At 50.8% G+C, this 19,081-nt stretch carries 18 protein-coding genes; 8 read left to right on the top strand and 10 right to left on the bottom strand.

The window, feature by feature from the left end; all coding sequences use genetic code 11:
- The first annotated feature begins 3 nt into the window (after nucleotides 1–3).
- Genes fliE through fliJ form a run of 6 tightly spaced genes read left to right on the top strand, consistent with a single transcriptional unit; the run spans nucleotide 4 to nucleotide 5,656 of the window.
- Nucleotides 4–354: a flagellar hook-basal body complex protein FliE gene (fliE, locus tag KCG43_RS10785; RefSeq protein WP_192016560.1), complete on the top strand. Its 351-nt coding sequence runs from the start codon at nucleotides 4–6 to the stop codon at nucleotides 352–354.
- A 3-nt stretch (nucleotides 355–357) separates the two neighbouring features.
- The gene (gene fliF / locus KCG43_RS10780; protein WP_192016561.1) at nucleotides 358–2,067 is read left to right on the top strand and encodes a flagellar basal-body MS-ring/collar protein FliF; all 1,710 of its coding nucleotides are present in this window, start codon (nucleotides 358–360) and stop codon (nucleotides 2,065–2,067) included.
- On the top strand, nucleotides 2,045–3,073 hold the full coding sequence (locus tag KCG43_RS10775; RefSeq protein WP_192016562.1) for a flagellar motor switch protein FliG: 1,029 nt from the start codon (nucleotides 2,045–2,047) through the stop codon (nucleotides 3,071–3,073). Before fliF ends, KCG43_RS10775 begins: the two co-directional genes overlap by 23 nt.
- A 3-nt stretch (nucleotides 3,074–3,076) precedes the next feature.
- Nucleotides 3,077–3,874 (top strand): flagellar assembly protein FliH, encoded by a 798-nt coding sequence (fliH, locus tag KCG43_RS10770; RefSeq protein ID WP_255557990.1) that lies wholly within the window; start codon nucleotides 3,077–3,079, stop codon nucleotides 3,872–3,874.
- The gene (fliI, locus tag KCG43_RS10765; protein WP_311568307.1) at nucleotides 3,867–5,210 is read left to right on the top strand and encodes a flagellar protein export ATPase FliI; all 1,344 of its coding nucleotides are present in this window, start codon (nucleotides 3,867–3,869) and stop codon (nucleotides 5,208–5,210) included. Before fliH ends, fliI begins: the two co-directional genes overlap by 8 nt.
- Before the next feature lie 11 nt (nucleotides 5,211–5,221).
- The gene (gene fliJ, locus KCG43_RS10760) at nucleotides 5,222–5,656 is read left to right on the top strand and encodes a flagellar export protein FliJ (protein ID WP_218384747.1); all 435 of its coding nucleotides are present in this window, start codon (nucleotides 5,222–5,224) and stop codon (nucleotides 5,654–5,656) included.
- A gap of 80 nt (nucleotides 5,657–5,736) precedes the next feature.
- On the opposite strand, the gene KCG43_RS10755 is transcribed toward fliJ, so the two are convergent.
- From KCG43_RS10755 to punC, 6 genes are all read right to left on the bottom strand, one after another.
- Nucleotides 5,737–6,369, bottom strand: a complete 633-nt coding sequence (locus KCG43_RS10755; RefSeq protein ID WP_192016641.1) for a LysE family translocator — start codon at nucleotides 6,367–6,369, stop codon at nucleotides 5,737–5,739.
- Between the two features lie 729 nt (nucleotides 6,370–7,098).
- The gene (locus KCG43_RS10750) at nucleotides 7,099–8,331 is read right to left on the bottom strand and encodes an OFA family MFS transporter (protein ID WP_218384745.1); all 1,233 of its coding nucleotides are present in this window, start codon (nucleotides 8,329–8,331) and stop codon (nucleotides 7,099–7,101) included.
- A gap of 236 nt (nucleotides 8,332–8,567) precedes the next feature.
- Nucleotides 8,568–8,804 (bottom strand): YdcH family protein, encoded by a 237-nt coding sequence (locus KCG43_RS10745; RefSeq protein ID WP_192016565.1) that lies wholly within the window; start codon nucleotides 8,802–8,804, stop codon nucleotides 8,568–8,570.
- A gap of 247 nt (nucleotides 8,805–9,051) precedes the next feature.
- A complete protein-coding gene (locus KCG43_RS10740) occupies nucleotides 9,052–9,396 on the bottom strand; it encodes a hypothetical protein (RefSeq protein WP_027252341.1) in 345 nt (114 codons plus the stop codon).
- A gap of 80 nt (nucleotides 9,397–9,476) precedes the next feature.
- Entirely contained in the window at nucleotides 9,477–11,942 is a 2,466-nt protein-coding gene (locus tag KCG43_RS10735) for a bifunctional diguanylate cyclase/phosphodiesterase (protein WP_192016566.1), read from the bottom strand.
- Between the two features lie 203 nt (nucleotides 11,943–12,145).
- Complete coding sequence (gene punC / locus KCG43_RS10730; protein ID WP_192016567.1) at nucleotides 12,146–13,360, bottom strand: purine nucleoside transporter PunC; 1,215 nt, start codon at nucleotides 13,358–13,360, stop codon at nucleotides 12,146–12,148.
- Between the two features lie 131 nt (nucleotides 13,361–13,491).
- Between punC and punR the strand changes: the two genes are divergently transcribed.
- Entirely contained in the window at nucleotides 13,492–14,394 is a 903-nt protein-coding gene (punR, locus tag KCG43_RS10725) for a DNA-binding transcriptional activator PunR (protein WP_218384744.1), read from the top strand.
- Nucleotides 14,395–14,636: 242 nt separating this feature from the next.
- Nucleotides 14,637–14,867, top strand: coding sequence for a hypothetical protein (locus KCG43_RS10720; protein ID WP_192016569.1), 231 nt, complete (start codon nucleotides 14,637–14,639; stop codon nucleotides 14,865–14,867).
- 77 nt (nucleotides 14,868–14,944) lie between these two features.
- Here KCG43_RS10720 and KCG43_RS10715 read toward each other — a convergent pair whose 3' ends face one another.
- Genes KCG43_RS10715 through KCG43_RS10700 form a run of 4 tightly spaced genes read right to left on the bottom strand, consistent with a single transcriptional unit; the run spans nucleotide 14,945 to nucleotide 19,077 of the window.
- Nucleotides 14,945–15,562 (bottom strand): CDP-alcohol phosphatidyltransferase family protein, encoded by a 618-nt coding sequence (locus KCG43_RS10715; RefSeq protein ID WP_218384743.1) that lies wholly within the window; start codon nucleotides 15,560–15,562, stop codon nucleotides 14,945–14,947.
- Complete coding sequence (locus tag KCG43_RS10710; protein WP_218384742.1) at nucleotides 15,555–16,211, bottom strand: ATP-binding cassette domain-containing protein; 657 nt, start codon at nucleotides 16,209–16,211, stop codon at nucleotides 15,555–15,557. Before KCG43_RS10710 ends, KCG43_RS10715 begins: the two co-directional genes overlap by 8 nt.
- Nucleotides 16,177–17,871, bottom strand: a complete 1,695-nt coding sequence (locus KCG43_RS10705; protein WP_218384741.1) for an ABC transporter permease — start codon at nucleotides 17,869–17,871, stop codon at nucleotides 16,177–16,179. Before KCG43_RS10705 ends, KCG43_RS10710 begins: the two co-directional genes overlap by 35 nt.
- Nucleotides 17,872–17,928: 57 nt before the next feature.
- Nucleotides 17,929–19,077 carry an ABC transporter substrate-binding protein gene (locus KCG43_RS10700; RefSeq protein WP_237794565.1) on the bottom strand — a complete coding sequence of 383 codons (1,149 nt, stop codon included), beginning with the start codon at nucleotides 19,075–19,077 and terminating at the stop codon, nucleotides 17,929–17,931.
- Between the last annotated feature and the right edge of the window lie 4 nt (nucleotides 19,078–19,081).

The raw sequence follows: 19,081 nt of genomic DNA, 5'->3' as shown, positions 1-19,081 counted from the left end.
AGTATGCTTGCGACGAATTTGACGCAGACGACCACCGCCCAGCAATTAATGCTGGATAAAATGCAGCTCATGCAAGCTCAGGCTGAGCAGAACATTGCTGTGAAAGCCAATCCATTAGACCAACAGGTTAAACCACTTGCTTTTTCTTCTGCCATGACACAAGTGCTTGACCTGGTAAACGGCCATCAGGCCGCTGCAAGTGCGAAGATGACGGCGGTTGAAACCGGGAAAAGTGATGATCTGGTTGGCGCGATGATTGCCAGCCAGAAGGCCAGTTTGTCTTTTTCTGCCTTGATGCAGGTAAGAAACAAAGTGGTCGGTGCGTTTGAAGATGTAATGAAGATGCCGGTGTAAATTATGACCATGATTACTCAAGCAGCGGCAGCGGAACTGACTGCTGCAAACCGTTCTGATCATTCTCTGCTGGATCGGGCTAAACGCGCCTGGTACAGCAGCCAGCGTAATCTTGTTTTGTCTGCTGCGCTGGCGGCTGTGGTTGCCGCTATCATAGTGGTTGCACTCTGGACGTCGACACAAAGCTATCGCCCGCTTTACAGCCAGCAGGAGCGCTTTGATACCAGCGAGATTATCTCTGTACTGGAAGCGGAAGGCATTCCATACCGCTTACAGGAAACCAATGGTCAGGTGCTGGTAGAAGACGGCCGAGTTGCTGAGGTCCGTATGTTACTGGCCGCCAAAGGGGTGAAAGCCAAACTGCCGACCGGTCTGGAAACACTTCAGACTGATTCTGCTTTGGGTACCAGCCAGTTTATGGAAACGGCACGTTACCGTCATGGTCTGGAAGGGGAACTGGCCCGTACCATTATTTCACTTAATGTCGTCAATAACGCCCGTGTGCACCTGGCGATTCCACGCCAGACTCTGTTTGTGCGCCAGAACACGGAGAAGACCACGGCCTCTGTCATGGTGGAGCTTAAGCCGGGTGAAGATCTCAAACCTGAACAGGTGGAAGCGATTGTGAATCTGGTGTCGGGCAGTGTCACCGGCATGACGGCTGAACACGTTTCAGTGGTGGATCAGTTCGGTCGTTTACTGAGCGCCGATATCGGCTCGGAAACGTCCGGCCGAATGAATACCAAATATCTGGAGTATCAAAAGAATCTGGAGAAGCAGGTCATTCAGCGTGCTTCTGACATGCTGACTCCGGTTCTCGGCCCGAGTAACTTTCGGGTGCAGGTGGCGGCCGATCTGGATTTCAGCCGCATTGAAGAAACCCGTGAAATGGTGGATGACAATCCGGTTGTCCGTTCAGAACACAGCATTGAGAACAACTCAACCGATAAAATTGCCTTAGGGGTGCCGGGTTCACTGAGCAATCAGCCACCAACGGTTGAAGAAGAAGGTGAAGGTGAGGCACCGAAGAACACCAGTGAGCGCTCTGAAGTGAATCGTCAGTTTGCATTAGGCAGCAGTGTCAGGCATACCCAGTACCAGCAGGGGCAAATTAAGAAACTGAATGTGTCTGTGTTGCTGAACAATGCTGTTGCGCCGGACGGTGCCGTCTGGGATGAGGCACAGAAAGCCGAAATCAGCCAGATGATCTCTGAAGCGGTCGGCCTGAATGCCGAGCGTGGCGACAGCCTGAGCCTGATGAGCTTCAACTTTACCCCGGTCAACATTGAACCTGTTGCCCCTATGCCGTGGTGGCAGGATACAGCATTGCAGCAGCCGTTGCGTTACATCATTGGCGGCTTGCTGGGACTGGCGATGATCTTTTTTGTTCTGCGTCCTCTGATTCGTCACCTGACCGGTGTGGACAAAGCACGCCAGGAAATGGACATTGCCACTTTGCCAGACAACATTCTGAGCAAAGAGCTTGATGAGCAGGCGCAGGAGAATGAACTCAATCGACGTCTGTCCGACAGAGGCCTGAGCAATACCACCAACGGACTGGATGCAGATGCTGAGATGATGTTGCCGCCTTCAGGTTCGCCTTTGCACATCCAACTGAAACATCTGACATTAATTGCCAGCGAAGAACCGCAGCGCGTTGCTGAAGTCCTCAAACAATGGGTAAATGGAAATGAGCACAACCGAGACAACTAATCCGGCAGACATGCAAACCTTAAGCAGCGTGGATAAAACAGCGCTGGTTTTGCTGGGCATGGGAGAGGATGCAGCCGCTCAGGTTCTGCGTTATTTCTCCCGCGATGAAGTACAACGCGTCACCCGATCCATGGCGAAACTCACTGGCATCAAAAGTGAGAACGCCAAGGTCGTGATTCAGCGGTTTTTCGATGATTTTCGCGACCACAGTGGTATTCGCGGCGCGTCGAAAGATTATCTGTCGAACACACTGTCGAAAGCCCTGGGCAATGATCTTGCCAAAGGTGTACTGAACAGTATTTATGGCGATGAGCTGCGAAATAACATGCAGCGCCTGCAGTGGGTTGATACTGACGTTATTGCAAAATTTATCAGTCAGGAGCACCCGCAGATGCAGGCGATTTTCCTGGCTTATCTGCCGCCGGAAACCTCGTCTCAGGTGCTGGCGAAACTGCCGTCAGAGCAGCATGATGAACTGATTTACCGCGTCGCCCGTCTGAGTGAAATCGACCATGAGATCGCCAAAGATCTGCATCTGTTGATCGACCGCTGTATCCAGCAGGTGTCTGGCGGACAGGGCGCATCGGTGCTGGGTGCCAAGCAGGCTGCCGACATTATTAACCGCTTTGAGGGTGATCGTGCTCAGCTGATGGAAATGCTGAAACTGCATGACGAAAAAGTGGTCAGCGAAATCGAAGAAAATATGTTCGACTTCGTTATTCTTTCCCGTCAGCGTGAAGCAACGATGGATCGCCTGATCCAGGAAATTCCGCTCGACTTGTGGGCAACCGCGCTGAAAGGGGCAGAGCTCAAGCTGCAAGTGGCAATCAAACAGTCCATGCCACAGCGTATGGCTAACTCGCTGGATGATGAAATGGCCATGCGTGGTGCGATGCCATTATCCCGGGTTGAGAAAGCCCGCCAGGATATTATGCAAGTGGTTCGTGAACTGGCCGATGCCGGTGAGATCGAACTGAGCCTGTATCAGGAACAAACAGTGGAGTAAGTGATGCGTTCAGTAAAAGTGATGCAGCTGAATCCTGGTGAATACCGCTCACACCGCTTTCCGCCTATGGTGAAGCCTGTTGTACAACACGAAAGTGGTGCACAGGATGCAGACAATTATGTCGCCCAGGCGGAGTTCAATACCAAGGAACACCAGGCAGCTTTGCAAAAACAGCTGGAAGAAGGGTTTCAGCAAGGCTTGCAGCGGGGCCATGAAGAAGGCCTGCGTCAGGGTGTTGAGCAGGGTCGCCAGCAAGGCTTTACCTTAGGTCAGCAAGACGGTTTTCAGCAGGGATACAGCAAAGGCGAAAGCCAGGGCCGCGAAAAATATGAATCTGCCATTGCGCCGATACAAGCACTGCAGGCGCATATTCAGCAATGGCAGGATGAGCGGGAACATGCTCAGCGCGAGCAGATTTGTTCCCTGGTGCAGAAAGTTGCCCAGCAGGTTATTCGTGCAGAGCTGACACTGATGCCGCAGCAAATTCTGGCGCTGGTGGAAGAAACCTTAGACAGCATGCCGGGTAACAGCGACAAGGTGGTGATCAATCTTAATCCGCAGGATCTTGAGCGTATTACCAATCTCAGTCCAACCCTGCACCCGAGCTGGAAACTGGTCGCGAACAAAGAAATGCCTGTCGGCGGTGTTCAGCTGGTAACGGATCAAGCAGAAGCCGATGCCAGCAGTGATGCCAGACTGGAAGCCTGTATGGAAACGCTGCGCGAGCACTTACTGGAGAATCCAGCGGCTGAAGCCAGTCATACCGCAGCAGCAGAAACGGCGGAGAGTATCAGTGAGTGACGGTGCATTTCATGATCGTTTGAATGATGCTATCGCCTCCATGTCATCCATTCCGATTGCCCGGGTCACCGGGCGGTTGGTCAAAGTCAACGGCCTGATGCTTCAGGCCGTTGGCTGTAAGTTCAGACTGGAACAGCGCTGTCTGGTTGAAACGGATGATGGTGAAGCCATTGAAGCCCAGGTGGTGGGCTTTGACCGCGACGTGGCGTATTTGATGCCCGTGAGGCAGTTAGGCGGGCTGTACGCCGGAGCGAGAGTCGTCCCGCTGGACGGCGACAGTACAGTCGCGCTCGGTGATCACTGGCTTGGCAGGGTCGTTAACGGTCTTGGCGAGCCATTTGACGATCTTGGCCCGCTAAAAGGCGGAGAGAAAGTGTCGCTGAACTCTTCACCGATCAATCCGTTAAAGCGCCGCCTGGTTGATACACCGCTGGATGTGGGTATACGTGCAATCAACGGATTACTGACCCTGGGCAAAGGCCAGCGTATCGGACTCATGGCAGGTAGTGGTGTGGGTAAAAGTGTCCTGATGGGCATGATCACCAAAAACACCAAAGCCGATATTGTAGTCGTGGGTCTGATTGGTGAGCGTGGCCGGGAGGTCAGGGAATTCATACAGCGCAATCTCGGCGCAGAGGGTATGAAGCGGGCTGTGGTGATAGCAGCGCCGGCCGATGAATCTCCTTTAATGCGTCTGCGTGCCACTAAACTGTGTCACCGCGTAGCGGAATATTATCGCGATAAAGGCAAAGATGTCCTGCTGCTGATGGACTCTTTAACACGTTACGCCATGGCGCAGCGTGAAATTGCCTTGTCCCTGGGTGAGCCGCCTGCTTCTCGTGGTTATCCGCCTTCAGTGTTCAGCCAATTGCCTCAGTTGCTTGAGCGTGCCGGTAACGGTGAGCACCCGGATGGCAGCCTGACGGCAATTTACACCGTACTGGCGGATGGCGATGATCAGCAGGATCCTGTGGTGGACTCTGCCCGTGCCATTCTTGATGGTCATGTGGTGTTATCCCGTACGCTGGCAGAGCAGGGGCATTATCCGGCGATAGATATTAATGCCTCGATCAGCCGTTGTATGAGCAGCTGTACCGAAAATTCTCATGTCACAGTGGCCAACCGTTTCAGGCAGCTCAATGCCAACTACTTGCAAGTCAAAGAGCTGTTGCCTTTAGGCGGGTATCAGCCCGGACAAGATGCCGAACTGGATCTGTCTGTCCAGGTGTTTCCGCAACTCAAAGATTTTCTGGTTCAGCAGGTTGATGAAGTGACTGACTACCAACAGTCGCTGGTTCGGCTTGCTGAGTTGTTTACGCAAACGCAGCAAGGTTAGGAGACGGTGTGATGAAGGGCAGACTGAAAGCTGTGAGTCAGCTTCAGCAGATCGCTGAGCAGCAGCGTGATCGTCACGGACAGCACTTTGCACGGCAGCAGGATCAGGTCGGCTTTTTTGCCCAGCAACTGCAGGCGCTGGCCGGGCTGAAATCGGGCTGCCAGCAAGAAGGAAGCGCCGGGTTGAACGCACTGGCGCTGCAGAACACCACTCAGGTCAATACTATGCTCAGCCGCCTGATTTCCCATCAGCAGCATGAAATGGCCTTGATGCATGCAGAAAGCCAGCGCACTAAAAAAGCGCTGGAGCAAAGTCAGGTCAAGGTGAAAGGCCTGGAAACCGTGATGGAGCGCTGGCAAGCGAAACAACGTTATGAGCAGGCCAGAAAAGATCAAAAGCTCATTGAAGATTTGATCAATGCCAGATACAAGCGTCCATCCATATAACAAGCGCCCGCGGGCGCTTTTCTCTGTCACCCCTAAACCACCGCCTATGGCGTTGGTGTTGCTTTTGAAGTGAAAAACTCTCAGGCTGCTTCTTTATAGAATGCTAACCCCGACGCCATCGCGACCAGCACGGTAGCACAGGTCTTGTTGAGCGATTTCAGGCGACTGACCGATAAATACTTTGCTGCCTGAAAACCTGCCGTTGCGTAAACCAGCATCACAGCGACATCAATCACGATGGTAGCCACCGCGAAGAGCACGTATTGCATGAAAACCGGCGCTGTTAAATCCAGAAACTGAGGCAGAAAGGCGCCGAAGAACAGGAGCCCCTTTGGATTTGACAGGGCTGCGAACAGGCTGCGCCGGAACGCTGCTGCTGGGCTGTGCACTTGTGTGCTTTTGAGTTTGTCTGCTGTTAATGCGCCGGCTGAAGGTGTACTGCGCCACAACTGGTATGCCAGCCACAGCAGGTAAGCCACGCCACAATATTTGACGGTCAGAAAGAGGGTTTCAGAAGCCGCCATTAATGCCCCCAGTCCCAGCCCGGCAGCACTGATCAAAATTGCGTCAGAGATAGCAGCCCCTAAAATGCCATAAAGTACAATTTTCTTATTTTTACTCACACCGTTCGATAGAGATAACAGCATGGTCGGCCCCGGAATGACGGTCACGGTAAATGAAGCGATGCAATATAGAAGTAATGTACTGACCATGGTGGAAGAATACTCCAAGTGAATTTGAATCATTTGATGCATTGTCAGGCATCATATTGATTCAATACCTAATAATTCAAATGCATAGTGTATAGATGCATATCGACTTAACGCGAAAACGATGATATCCCTACTATGAAAGCAAATCAAACTAGCGAACTAGTTCGTTAGTTTTCGGTTAGATGAGTCTCACAACTTTGATTCTGTTTTCACACCTGTTGGCAGGCGTGAGCCTATGCTGCGGAACGTGAAAAACCAGTGCTGTTTTCCAATATAAACAGATTGAATTCAGAGCAGAAAAGCGCCCGAGTTGACGATTTTGGAATCCAGCGGTGGCGTATGCCAGCATGATGGTGGGATCAATGAGGATGGTACAGATTGTAAAGAGGAAATATTTGAATTTGGTTGTCTCAATCGATTCATCACTCGAGTACGCGACTTCAGTGATTTGATTGAAAAAATGCTTAATCAAACCAAAAATTGGACGCCTTAACTATTTGCTACCTGAGTACCCGTGAAGAATGTTGTTAAGCCAATCGCACAGTCTTCCATAGCGGTACGCTAATAGCGCATATCCTGTTCCCATCAGGAACATTTTCACCACTATTTGTTTGCCCGGTCCCTTTGGAACCGGGTTTTTTTTGTCTGTCCCGTTTCTCGTTCTGAAAAAGTGACAATGAAAAAGCACAGCCGGCTGGCTGTGCTTTTCAGTAAGAGTCAGGCGTACAGTTATGCGGCTGTCGCTAGCTTCTCTTTAGCTACTTGTGCGGTGACAGGCTTGGTGATGAATGACAACAGTACCGCGACGGCCAGCATGCCAGAACATACAGAATAGGCCAGCGTGTAGGTGCCGGTCATATCGACTGCTACGGCGGCTACCACTGGGCCAATGAAGCCACTGACACCCCACGCAGTGTATAGAACACCATAGTTAGCACCGTAATTCTTCAGGCCATAAAAATCGGCTGTGATCGATGGGAAAACGGCAAGCAGAGTACCGTAGCCAACCCCGGCAACGGCAGCACCGACAATCAGGCTGAACTCGTTGTCGAAGGTGGCGAACATCACCATGTTGATGGCTTGCATGATAAAGGCAATCATCAGCGTTTTAACGCCGCCGATTTTGTCTGACAGCATACCGGCAGCGATACGGCCACCTGAGTTGAACACAGCCAGAATCACCACCAGAAACGCCGCGTCAGAGAGATCGGCCTGAGTCGCTGCAATAGAAGTAATATTGCCGATAATCATCAAGCCTGCCGCGGAGGCAAAGGCGTACATCACCCACAAGGAGTAAAACTGGGGTGTTTTCACCATGCTGCGCCAGGTCATGTTAACAGCTGGTGCCGGATTGGCAGAGGCCGCGACGGCAGATGGCGCCTCCGGCTGGTAGCCTTCCGGTGGGTTGTTGATAGTGCATGCCAGAGGGACAGCGACCAGCAGTACAGCGATGCCGAGGATCAGAAAGCTCTGATTAATACCGTAATCGGCAATCAGGGATGATGTCAGCGGCGCCAGATACACAGCAGCCAGGCCAAAACCGGCCGCGATCAGTCCGTTTACCATGCCTTTCTTTGAAGGGTGGAACCATTTCATTGCTGAAGGGCTTAAACAGGCATAGCCAAAGCCAATACCGCAACCTGTCAATACCCCGAAAGTCAGCACCAGCAGCAGTGGTGTGGTGGCAAAGCTGGATACAATCATACCCAGGCCAACCATGGTCGTGCCGAGCAGCAAGACCTTACGCGGACCGATTTTGTCCTGAAGAATACCGGCTAGCAACAATGAGAGAGAAAAGGTAATGATAGCAACGGTATAGGGCAGGGACGCATCGGCGTTTGACCAGCCAAGGTCTACCACTAAGGCTTTCTTAAATACACTCCAGGCATACAAAATGCCCATACACAAGTTAATACAGAACCCTGCCAGCAGGATTTGCTTGGCGCGATCAAATGTTTTCATAGGTCTCTCTAAATGCCGGAACGGCAACTGCTTTACTAAACTTTTCTTGGTAGCAATCAAAAAAAGATGCATTTGTTGTTGAGGGCGCGGATTCTATCAATAAATGTTATTAAAATACCGGACAGCAATGTTTTGTTACAAATAGCTTGCTTGAGGCAGGTGATGATGGTGTTTGGCGGGGAAGGTTCTCCACCCCCTGGATAGCAGAGGGTGGAGCCAGGGAAAAGCTGACAACCTCAGTTCATGAGTATGTTGTAAATTTTGTCTTTAAGCTGCAAACGCTCCATTTTCAGTTGGGTGAAGTGGTGATCTTCGGTGGGAATGTTGCTGCATTCCAATCCCCGTATTCTATGGTCAAGCTGGTGATATCGGTCTGACATGGCCTTAAAGCTTTCGTCGCAGGTCTTCAACTCTGTGATTTTGTCCTGCATTTCGGGGAACTCAATGAAGAGTGCGTGATTTTCACCTAACATGTCTGTCACTCCATAAATTTTAGTGAATGAAAGCCCTGCTTTTTCGTCATTGTTTTTATAAACGTTCAACTATTTGCTTATTGGTCAGAGATTACTGCTGGTCAGCGCATCCCTTGCAGTTAAAAATGTTTACTCGTTTAAGCATAGTCGAATGAGGTTATTTTCAACCCCACTGAGGCTGAAAATCAGATGAAAGGCACAAAGCTATAGTGACGTTGTCACAAGCTGGCGGGAAGCAGTCGGGTGATTATTGATACTTTTTGGCACGTAGTGTTTTTTTGAGCGATTCAATATAGGCAATTCTGTCGGCATTAGCAGGCGCTGCCTGAGTTTGCAATTTTGCTTTAGCCTGTGCTTCTTCCTGTGACATGTAGCGGCCATTAATTCTGACATGAGGGGCTTTGGTTTCCTGTTCGGCTCGAACAGAGGCATCCTCCTGGGCTTTGGCTATTGCATCACGTGCCGTACTTTGGCTGGTTTTGTCTTCCATACGCTGTTGCAGCCAGACAGGTTGCTGCTTATTTTGGACCGGTTTATTGGCCTGTTGCTGACGTTGCTTAAGCACCGTTTCCAGATAATCGCTAAAATCCATGTTTCTATCCTCGCCCATACTGAGCGTATTGTAATTGGCTCTTGGCAGAAGTGAAAGTTTACAAACTGAGGTAATCTGACTCAGTAGGTAGAATGTTCTTTCGTATTCTGAACTGGCAGCAAAAACCTTGTTTCAAAATCTGATAGCGGCAGTGGCTTACAGTACAGAAATCCCTGAAATTCTTCTACACCTATGCTTGCCAGGAAATCTGCCTGTCCTTTGGTTTCTACACCTTCTGCCACCACGCTGATATTTAGATTATGGGCCAACTCAACGATAGCGTTAGTGATGGTGACAGATTCTTTATTGAGGGGTAAATCACGGACAAACTCGCGATCGACTTTGAGTATCTGAATCGGAAATCGACTGAGGTAGGCCAGGGAGGAATAGCCGGTACCAAAATCATCAATGGCAATTCTGACTCCCAGCGCGTTGATCTGACGTAACTTATTCAATGCCAGCTTAACGTCAGACATGACGACACTCTCTGTGATTTCCAGCTCTAAAAAACTAGGGTCGCACTGGCTATTCTGTATCGCTTTGCTGACAGTACTGACAATATCGGAATTCAGCAACTGCCGGGCTGAAATATTCAGGGCAAAATGCAGCCAGTGGCCTTGTAACTGCCATTGGCGTAATTGCTTGCAAGCCTGTTGAATCAAATGCTCACCAACCTCGATAATCAGACCTGTGGTTTCCAGAATAGGGATGAACTCAGTGGGTGACTGGATGCGGTTGTCATCATCGACCCAGCGTAGCAGCGCTTCCGCTCCGCAAAGCTGACGGGTCCGTGAGTCAAACCGGCCCTGATAGTAATACTGATAGCGATCAGTGCCGCAGCTTTGCCTCAGTTGAGCTTCCATTTCCAAACGTTTGACACTGTTGGCACCCATTTGCCGGTTATAAACCCGGTATTGTTGCTGTTGTTTGTTGTCTTTGGCTTTATACAGCGCAATGTCTGCCTGCCTGAGCAGGGTTTCGCTGGTCGAATGGATGCTGTCACTGTAGGTGATGCCAATACTGGCGCCGACCACCACTTCTTTACTGCCCAGTGTCATCGGCTCGCTGAGATGACGAAGGATACGCTCGGCCAGGTGTTCAAGAGCGGGCAGCCGGTTATCTGATGCTACCAGGATGGCAAATTCATCACTGCCTAATCTCGCCAGCATGTCATTTTCACGCAAAATAGTCTGCAGACGTTCGCTGACGGCTAGCAGCACCTGATCGCCGGTGTCGTGACCCAGAGAATCGTTGATTTGCTTAAAGCGATCCAGGTTGAGGGTGAGCAGGCCAATGACAGGGCAGGGCGATTGCTGGAGCAGGTGATCGATCTGCTGCTGCAGCATCAATCGGTTTGGCAGTTGGGTGAGTATGTCAAAGTGCGCTAATTGTTTGAGTTTGCTTTCAAACAGCACTCTGTCGGTAATATCTTTCCCTGTTGTGATGTAATGGCTGATTTTCCCCAGGTTATTGCGAATAGGAGAAATGCGTTTTTCCATATACACCAGACTGTTATCTTTCTTGCGGTGCGAGATGATGCGGTTGATTGTCTGGCCTTTGACCAGCTGTTGCTGCAATTTTGCCAGCTCTGCCGGATTTTGCAGAGCGGTAAGAATCAGGTGCGCGGCATCACTGCCGATCAGCTCGTTGGCATCGAGCTCGTTATATTTTTCAAAGCTGTGGTTTACATACTCGATGATCCCTTTTTCGTTGGTGATGATGATAGAGTCGTCACTTTGCTCCAGGGCGCGGGACAAGCTTTTCAGTTTTTCTTCACGATCAACCCATACAGTGACATCCCTGATATTTAACAAAATCTCATTACCGTCATTGTAAGCGGTTTCGCTCGCAATGATTTCAAGGTGTTGTACAGACGTAGTGTTGATGGTGATTTGTTGACTGACGGGCTGGTTATCACCCTGATTCATCTTGCCGTGTACCTGACTGAGTAATCCAGCCAGCTTGTTACTGGCTTCGGGATCGTTAACCAAAGCGGTAATCTCTTGGTGTGAAGCCTGTTGTTCTGAGGTGTTCAAAATCTGGCAAGCGGACTGATTGATATTGAGTACAGTGTTGTCCTGCTTGAGCAGAACCATGCCGTCCGGAGCATGTTTCAGTACATGGCTGAACTTTTTGACCATGTCGTGTAACTCGCCTTTCAGGCGTTTTTCATGGCGAAGCATTTTATGCAGGTGCCAGGCCAGTACCAGACAGCCGAGAAGAAAGCCGAAAGAGATCAGTGAAAACAGCGTGAATTTTTCAAGTTTCTCCCGTGAATACAGATTGTTAAAGATAAACTGATTCACACTGAGCTGGTTCAGTATTGAGTGAAGTGTGCTGGCGTTTTCCCATTCTTCTGCCAGAAATTGATACCCGTCAGACAATAATGTGTGGTTATCAAGCCGTGAAGAGGCGTGTGTAATAGGATGTCCCCGTCTCTCTGGGTTAGCGCTAGGACTGCCATTAAGAAAAAAAAGACACAGCAAAAAGATAAAAAGCAGCAAAAAGAACAGCAGCATTTTCGAATGAATCACATTTCTCTTCATATATCATCCATCATCCATGATAGAGCAGAGTCCCTAAGAGAACAGTATAGTGACGGTTTTCTGGGCATGCATAACACGCATTTCATGCGTATTAGGAATTTTTTGGCTTATCGATGAACAATAGACAATATTTTTGAATATGAAAAATGCAGGCAGCATCAGGGGCTGCCTGCAATTGAAGAACCGTGATAGAAAGAAAATGATCAGTTTGGAGTGGATTGTGCCTCAATCAGTTGCTGGCGCTGGCTGCTGACAACAAAAGCGAACCCGATCAGAACGAAGACACAGGTGCCGGCAATGCTAAAGGCAACAATGCTCAATCCTTTATCGGCAAAAGCCGCAACCAGTGAACTGGCCGCAAAACAACCTAATGTTTGCAGGAAATTCATCACCCCGGCCGCGGTTGCGCTGCAGTGCTTGAAGTCTTCCAGGGCTTTACTGATCACAATGGGGTATATCGCACCGTTAGCAACTGCAATAAAACAGAAAGGCAGTAAAACGGGCCAAATGGTGTCGGGTTTATGCTGCACAGTGATCAGCAGTATGACCAGCGCACTGCCGATGAACAGTTTCAGCAGCCAAGGCAACAGCTTTTTACCTTCCATGCGGTTTAGCAGTGCCCGGCAGCCGTAGCCGCCAATCAAAAAGGCAATAGTCTGCGGCACATAACTCAGGCCGATATCTTCGCTTGAGTAGCCCATAGCAGACATGATAAACGGTGACCCTGTCAGGTAGGCGAAAAAAGCAGCAGAGCAGGCTGCAAAAATGAGCATGTTACCCATGAATTTTTTTGACTTGAGCAGGCTTGTATAGTTAATTGCCAGTTCTGACAAGACGTTGCCCTGCTTTTTTTCACCCTTGGCACTTTCTGGCTGCATGGTCGTCATCAGTGCTAACACGGCACCTAAGGCAATCAGGCTCAGGAAGATAGCACGCCAGCCAAAATGTGACTGAATCGCTGCGCCAACTAAAGGCGCAAGGGCCGGTGAAAGGGCGACCAAAGGCATGATAGTTGCGAACACTTTTTCGGCAAGCTTTCCTTCATACCTGTCAATGACAATAGCCTGCCAGAGCACGGTGGCACTGCACGCACCCAGCGCCTGAAGAAAACGGAATGCCAGCAGGGTTTCCACATTCGGTGCCATTGCACAACCCAGGGTGGCGAGGCTGAACAACAACATGGCACCCAGCAATACTTTTTTTCTGCCTAAGCGGTCAGAGAGAGGGCCATAGATAAGCTGACCAATGGCCATGCCTAACAGAAAAAGGCCGAGTGTCATGCCAATCAGGCTGGATGAGGTATTCAGGTCGGCCTGCATGGCGGTGAAAGCAGGCAGATACATGTCGGTGGCCAGAAAGCCAAGCATGCTCAGTAATGCAAACCAGGCAAGCGTAACAGTAGTTGGTTTTGTCGTCATTTTATTGAAACCAGAAGTTTTTTCAGTGATCAGATTGTAAGCGTGGTGATTTGTGCTGTGAAACGCTAAAATTTCAACATTGCTTTCAAAAAATTTGATTCAACATCACGCGTTATTAAGTAGCAGGATATATGTTTTCTTTCAATGATTTGCAAGTAATTGATGTTGTTGCGAGGCGGGGCAGCTTTTCCTCAGCAGCAGAAGAGTTGCACAAAGTGCCCAGCGCAATCAGCTACACGGTCAGGATAATCGAGGATAAATTGTCTGTAACCTTGTTTGAGCGTCATCACCGGCAGGTCAGCCTGACTCCTGCAGGCCAGTACTTTGTTGAAGAAGCCAGACAGCTGCTCAAGCAAATGGAGCATATTAAGTTGCAGACACAACGTGTTGCCAATGGCTGGGCTGAAAATGTGTCGGTGGCACTGGACACTGTGGTCAGACAAAGCCGTGTCAGCACTATGGTACGAGATTTTTATCAGGCGTTCCCGGATGTTGAGCTGCATCTGACGATGGAGGTCTATAACGGGGTGTGGGACGCCCTGGCAGACGGCCGGGCAGATCTGGTGATTGGGGCGACGGCGGCCATTCCGGTCAGCGGGGATTTCGATTACACCGATATGGGAAACCTGCACTGGGTGTTTGTGATGGCGCCGGATCATCCGTTGACGGAAAGTCCGCTGCCTCTGCCAGACTCAGAACTGGCTAAGTATCCCGCTATCTGTCTTGAAGATACCTCACGTACATTACCTAAGCGCACAACCTGGCTGATGAATAATCAGCGCCGCATTATGGTGCCGGACTGGTCCAGCGCGTTTCAGTGTCTTGAAGCCGGGCTGGGCATAGGCGTTGTGCCGGAACATATGGCCGCCCCCAAGTTGAAAAGAGGCAAGCTGGTGGCCCGCACGCTCCCTCATGCCCCGCCGGTCAGTCCCTGCTGTCTGGCATGGAACAAAGCCAGCCTTAACCCCGCCCTGAGCTGGCTGCTGGAGTACCTGGGAGATAGCGAACAATTGCACCGAGAGTGGATGCGATAGCAGAAAAAAACACAGTATTCAAAGCGCTCAGTCGATGTTGTTCGTTTAAAACAACAGATTGAATACGTGAATATTGGTATGAAAAACAAGCGAGAGGATAAAAAAATCCTAAAAACAGCGCCAAGTCATAATTCTTTCATTCAGACCGCTTAGGATGCCCTTCGTCAAATCCATTACTTCCGATGAAGATGAATAAAAATACTGTGTTGACGATGAACAGAACGACAGAAAAGAATAGAGAGATGTTGGCAATCGCTATTGATTATATCTACCAGGCCTTTCCGAACCTGAGCTATCGCCCCAGACCTGATGACGTCAAGCTGCTGGCGGCTTTTCTGCAAAGTCAGAATCCTGATTCTCCGGCATGTCTGGGCGAGTTGATGAACAGCAGCTATAACGCTATTGATATCGAAATTAATAAATTTCACAGCCGGCAGGGAAAACACAATCAGAGCATACCGGCCTTCAGCTAGAGGACTGGTGACTGAAAACGGCGGCTGGGCAGGCCTGGGTCGCCGTTTTCTGTTGCTGACATGTGTTTCTGCCGGTGCTATCCGGCCGGTGTTTTCAGGGTCTGATAGCCAGCCCAGATCCGTGTTGCGGTTGTCACCCAGCACAGTGATCCGAAAATCCAAGCGATGGGCGCAAAATGTGCCGGGAACAGGCAAAAGAGAACAAAACACGCGATAGTTTCTGTGCCCTCAGTCAAACCTCCCAAGTAAAACAAAGATTTGTGTTGATAAACCGGATTATCAATATCGCGCTTACCTGCCATGATGGCAAAAGCCAGAAAGCTGGAACCTGTGCCGACAAAGGCGAAGATCAAAAACGCACCAGCAACTGCATTTTGCGTCGGGTCTGCCAGAATGAAGCCAAAGGGCACAAGAGAATAAAACAGAAAATCCAGTGTGATATCCAGAAAACCACCACAGTCTGTGATGCCCCTGCGCCGGGCCAGAGCGCCATCCAAACCGTCAAAAATGCGGTTGATAATGATAAAACACAGTGCCAGCCAATATTGCTGGTAGAGGAGTGCAGGCAATGTCAGCAGCCCAATACCAAACCCGGCTACTGTAATTTGATTGGCGGTGAAAGGCGTTTTCGCCAGCAGTAAGCCTACACAGTTAACCGGCGCTTTGATGAGTTTGATGGCGTAGCGATCAAGCATGGGGCTGTTCCTCCTTCAGCGCGGCGGGCCAGTGCAATACCTGACCGTCAGGTGGCACGTCATCCTGATCATGGGTGACCATCAGCGCTGGGATATTCAGCTGCCGGATCTCCTTAAACACCAGGTCGCGAAACTGGATACGCAGATCTTTGTCCAGTTTACTGAAAGGCTCATCCAGTAAGATGGCGTCCGGCTCTGCCAGCAGACAACGCATCAGACTGATCCTGGCGCGCTGTCCGCCAGAAATCTGGCTCGGGCAATGAGAGGCCAGTTCTATCAGGCCTAACGCAGCTAAGGTGTCATAAGCTCTGGTTTTTCGTTCAGGCTTTTTCACACTGGACGGTAAACCAAATGCCAGGTTCTGCCACACATTCAGGTGCGGGAATAGCAGGTCATCCTGAAACAGCAGGCCAATGCGCCGTTTATCCGGAGCCAGTTCATTGAGCAATCTGTTATTGAGGTTGATCTCGCCCTGATAGAGGCAGTCGGGCGGAATATGGCCGGCAATCACACCCAACAGGGTCGACTTCCCACAGCCGCTGGGTCCCATAATCGTCAGTACCTGTCCCTGCTCAACCGACAGCGTCAGCGAACTGAGCAACCGCTGATGTCCATTATTTATAGTGAGGTTTTTGACTGACAAGCACATTGGCTTTTGCATTCCTTGTGTATGTTCCGGAGGTCATTCTCGATTGATAGTAACGGCTTGCGAAAGTGGCAAGCGCGAAGAGCATGAAGGGCACCAGTCCCTGCAGCAGTCCGTAAATCGCACTGACTCTTCTGTCCTGTCCGCTGGCGAGCGCAACGGCTTCTGTGGTCAGGGTGCTGACCCGGCCTGCACCAAGACTGAGTGTCGGCAGATACTGAGCCAGGCTGACACTACAGCCTACGGCCAGTGCCAGACAAATTGCCGGCATCAGCATAGGACGCTTGACCCGCCACCAGGCCTGGAACTCCGATAAGCCAAGGCTGTTGGCTGTTTGCGTATACCGGCGATCAAAACTGCGCCATGGGCCATCCAGCGCAAGGTACAGGTAGGGAAACACAAAGAGCACATGGCTCCATATCACCCATAGCAGGTGATGCTGGCCGGGGATCATATAAGTGGTGACCTGAATACCGAACAGTAAAGAAACCTGTGGCAACACCATGGGCATGGCTATCAGCCAGCCTGGGATACCGGTTCCTGTTTTGTCCCTGTATTCCAGACAACCAATGGCCAGACAAAGCGCAATCGCTGTACTGATACCGGCCAGCATTAGGCTGGTAGACGCCAGATCGGTAAACACGGCGGTTTCCTGTTGCCAGAATTGCACACTGAACCGGCTTGGTAACAGATCAGGAAACCGCCAGCGCAGCGCCACGGACCAGAGCATGAGAACAGGAATGACAAGCAGCGGCACCGCTATTAACGGCCAGTGAAAGTAACGCCCTGGCAATCGTTGCTCGCGATGGCCGGCATATTGCCAGCCTTGAAAGCCACGCAGAATCAGCCATTCCAGCACGCGAAACACAGCAAGCAGGCAAAGGCCCAGCATGAGCAGCATTAATGCGCCGACAGCGGCTCTGGGCAGCAAAGCGACATCCGGTTCATTGAACCACTGCCAGACCAGAACGGCAAAAGTGGGAGGACGGGTCGGGCCCAGAATCATGGCCATGTCTACCACAGAGATGCCATAAGCCAGCACGGCATAGATCGGCAGTCGCATCCTGGGGAGCCATTGCGGCAGTATAATAGTGATCCATGTTGATGCCCGGTTATAGCCCAGGCCATTGCCTGCAGCCAGCAAGCGGCCGACATTCAGTTGCTGCAGGACAGAGATACTCATTAATAACAGGAATGGAGTCTCTTTGATCGCCAGAGCCAGAGTGAGCCCTATGCCGTAAGAGTCCTGCAGCAGAGAAAACTGACCGGGATCGCCGCCCAATGCTGAGACGAAACGGGTGATGATCCCCGTGGATGAAAAGGTGAAAGCAAAGCCAATCGCGAAGGCCACATGCGGAATCGCCAGCATCGGAGAGAGCCAGGATTCTATACTCTGCCAGCGGCGGGAGCCCCAATATCTCTGCAGGATCAAGAAGGTAAAAGCTAATGCCAATAAAGTACTGATGACGCCAGTGGAAAGCGTCAGCAGAACAGAAGCAGACAAACCGGGCCAGGCCAATGCCTGATAGAAAGCCTGTGGCCCGGGCTGAGTCAGGCCAGCAAAGGGTAACCAGGACAGGGCTGGCAGCAAAATGCCGAACAGGCCCGGTAATAACGGCAAACAGCAGATCAACAGCGTGGCAATAAACATCAAGTACAACATATTGCAACGTTCGCCTAATGGGTGTCAGGGATAAACTTACAGGGTGTCAGGAAACGCTCAGTGTCCATATTTTTGCTGCCAGGCGGCCTCCAGCGCAGTTTGCCAGCTAGGGTGTGGCTCAGGGATTGCACGATACAGTTCTAAACTTTGTGCTTGGTCGACTCCCATAGCCTCCGGTGTCAGCACGGCAGGATCACCCCAGATCTGAATATTTGCTTTTCGTTGTTGCGCTTCAGGGCTCATGAGAAAGTTAATCACAACCCGGGCACCTGCTTTCGCGCTGGCATTCCAGGGGATGGCCAGAAAATGAATGTTAGAGAGGGCGCCTTGCTCAAAGGCAAATGCCTTGGCTGATTCAGGCAGATCGCCGCGCTCGATTGCGGCTTTGGCTTCATTCGGATTAAACGTAATGGCGACCAGAAGCTGCCTGTCATCTAACAGTTGCATCATTTCCGTTGAACTGGCCGGAAAGCGTTTTCCCTGCTGCCAGGCAACGGCATGGAGCTGATTGAGGTACTTCCAGAGCGGCGCTGTGAGGCGAGCGAATTTCTTTTCATCCGTTGCCGGGTCAATGGGCTCATAGAGCGCCGGCGCCGCGTTGGTCAGCTCAATCAATGCGGCTTTTAAAAAACTGGTGCCATGAAATGCAGGCGGCTGCGGGTAGGTCACTTTGCCCGGAAAAGCGACGGCCAGACTTAACAGTTCAGCAAAACTATTGGGTGGGTTGCTTAATGTCTGGCTGTCATGGATGAAGACCAGTTGTCCTACCCCCCAGGGGGCTTCGAGACCTTCTGTGCTTTCGGTAAAATCTTCATAGACGGGCAGTTGTTTATCGACCAGCTCCCAGTTGGGTAACTGGGCGACAAACGGGCCATCCAATAAGTGATTGGCTTTCATGGTGCGGAAGTTTTCGCCATTGATCCAAACCATATCGACGCTGCCGCCGGTTTGTTTGCCGGCCGCTTTTTCCGCTAACAGTCGCTGTGAGGTTTCAGCGATGTCGGCCACTTTGACATGGTTGAGCGTAATGTCGTAACGACTCTTTACTTCGCGGGCAACCCATCTTAAATAGCTGTTGATGGGCTGGCTGCCTCCCCAGGCATTGAAGAAAACAGTCTGTCCGCGCGCTTCTTGTTCAATCGCATCCCAGCTCATCTCGGCGATGGGCGAGGTTTCAGTTTGTGCTTCATTTGCCAGAGCAGGCATAGCC

The organism is Photobacterium sp. WH24 (genome assembly GCF_019204055.1).
GTDB classification, from domain to species: Bacteria; Pseudomonadota; Gammaproteobacteria; order Enterobacterales; family Vibrionaceae; genus Photobacterium; species Photobacterium arenosum.
Note: the sequence above shows the minus strand (reverse complement) of the source record. Positions and strands in the feature narration are given on the sequence as shown.

Bases quoted from the DNA above. Each gene is read 5' to 3' on its own strand.
- fliE (WP_192016560.1), top strand. From the start codon at position 4: ATGCTTGCGACGAATTTGACGCAGACGACCACCGCCCAGCAATTAATG.
- fliF (WP_192016561.1), top strand. From the start codon at position 358: ATGACCATGATTACTCAAGCAGCGGCAGCGGAACTGACTGCTGCAAAC.
- KCG43_RS10775 (WP_192016562.1), top strand. From the start codon at position 2,045: ATGAGCACAACCGAGACAACTAATCCGGCAGACATGCAAACCTTAAGC.
- fliH (WP_255557990.1), top strand. From the start codon at position 3,077: ATGCGTTCAGTAAAAGTGATGCAGCTGAATCCTGGTGAATACCGCTCA.
- fliJ (WP_218384747.1), top strand. From the start codon at position 5,222: ATGAAGGGCAGACTGAAAGCTGTGAGTCAGCTTCAGCAGATCGCTGAG.
- KCG43_RS10755 (WP_192016641.1), bottom strand. From the start codon at position 6,369: ATGGTCAGTACATTACTTCTATATTGCATCGCTTCATTTACCGTGACC.
- KCG43_RS10750 (WP_218384745.1), bottom strand. From the start codon at position 8,331: ATGAAAACATTTGATCGCGCCAAGCAAATCCTGCTGGCAGGGTTCTGT.
- KCG43_RS10745 (WP_192016565.1), bottom strand. From the start codon at position 8,804: ATGTTAGGTGAAAATCACGCACTCTTCATTGAGTTCCCCGAAATGCAG.
- KCG43_RS10740 (WP_027252341.1), bottom strand. From the start codon at position 9,396: ATGGATTTTAGCGATTATCTGGAAACGGTGCTTAAGCAACGTCAGCAA.
- KCG43_RS10735 (WP_192016566.1), bottom strand. From the start codon at position 11,942: ATGAAGAGAAATGTGATTCATTCGAAAATGCTGCTGTTCTTTTTGCTG.
- punC (WP_192016567.1), bottom strand. From the start codon at position 13,360: ATGACGACAAAACCAACTACTGTTACGCTTGCCTGGTTTGCATTACTG.
- punR (WP_218384744.1), top strand. From the start codon at position 13,492: ATGTTTTCTTTCAATGATTTGCAAGTAATTGATGTTGTTGCGAGGCGG.
- KCG43_RS10720 (WP_192016569.1), top strand. From the start codon at position 14,637: ATGTTGGCAATCGCTATTGATTATATCTACCAGGCCTTTCCGAACCTG.
- KCG43_RS10715 (WP_218384743.1), bottom strand. From the start codon at position 15,562: ATGCTTGATCGCTACGCCATCAAACTCATCAAAGCGCCGGTTAACTGT.
- KCG43_RS10710 (WP_218384742.1), bottom strand. From the start codon at position 16,211: ATGTGCTTGTCAGTCAAAAACCTCACTATAAATAATGGACATCAGCGG.
- KCG43_RS10705 (WP_218384741.1), bottom strand. From the start codon at position 17,871: ATGTTGTACTTGATGTTTATTGCCACGCTGTTGATCTGCTGTTTGCCG.
- KCG43_RS10700 (WP_237794565.1), bottom strand. From the start codon at position 19,077: ATGCCTGCTCTGGCAAATGAAGCACAAACTGAAACCTCGCCCATCGCC.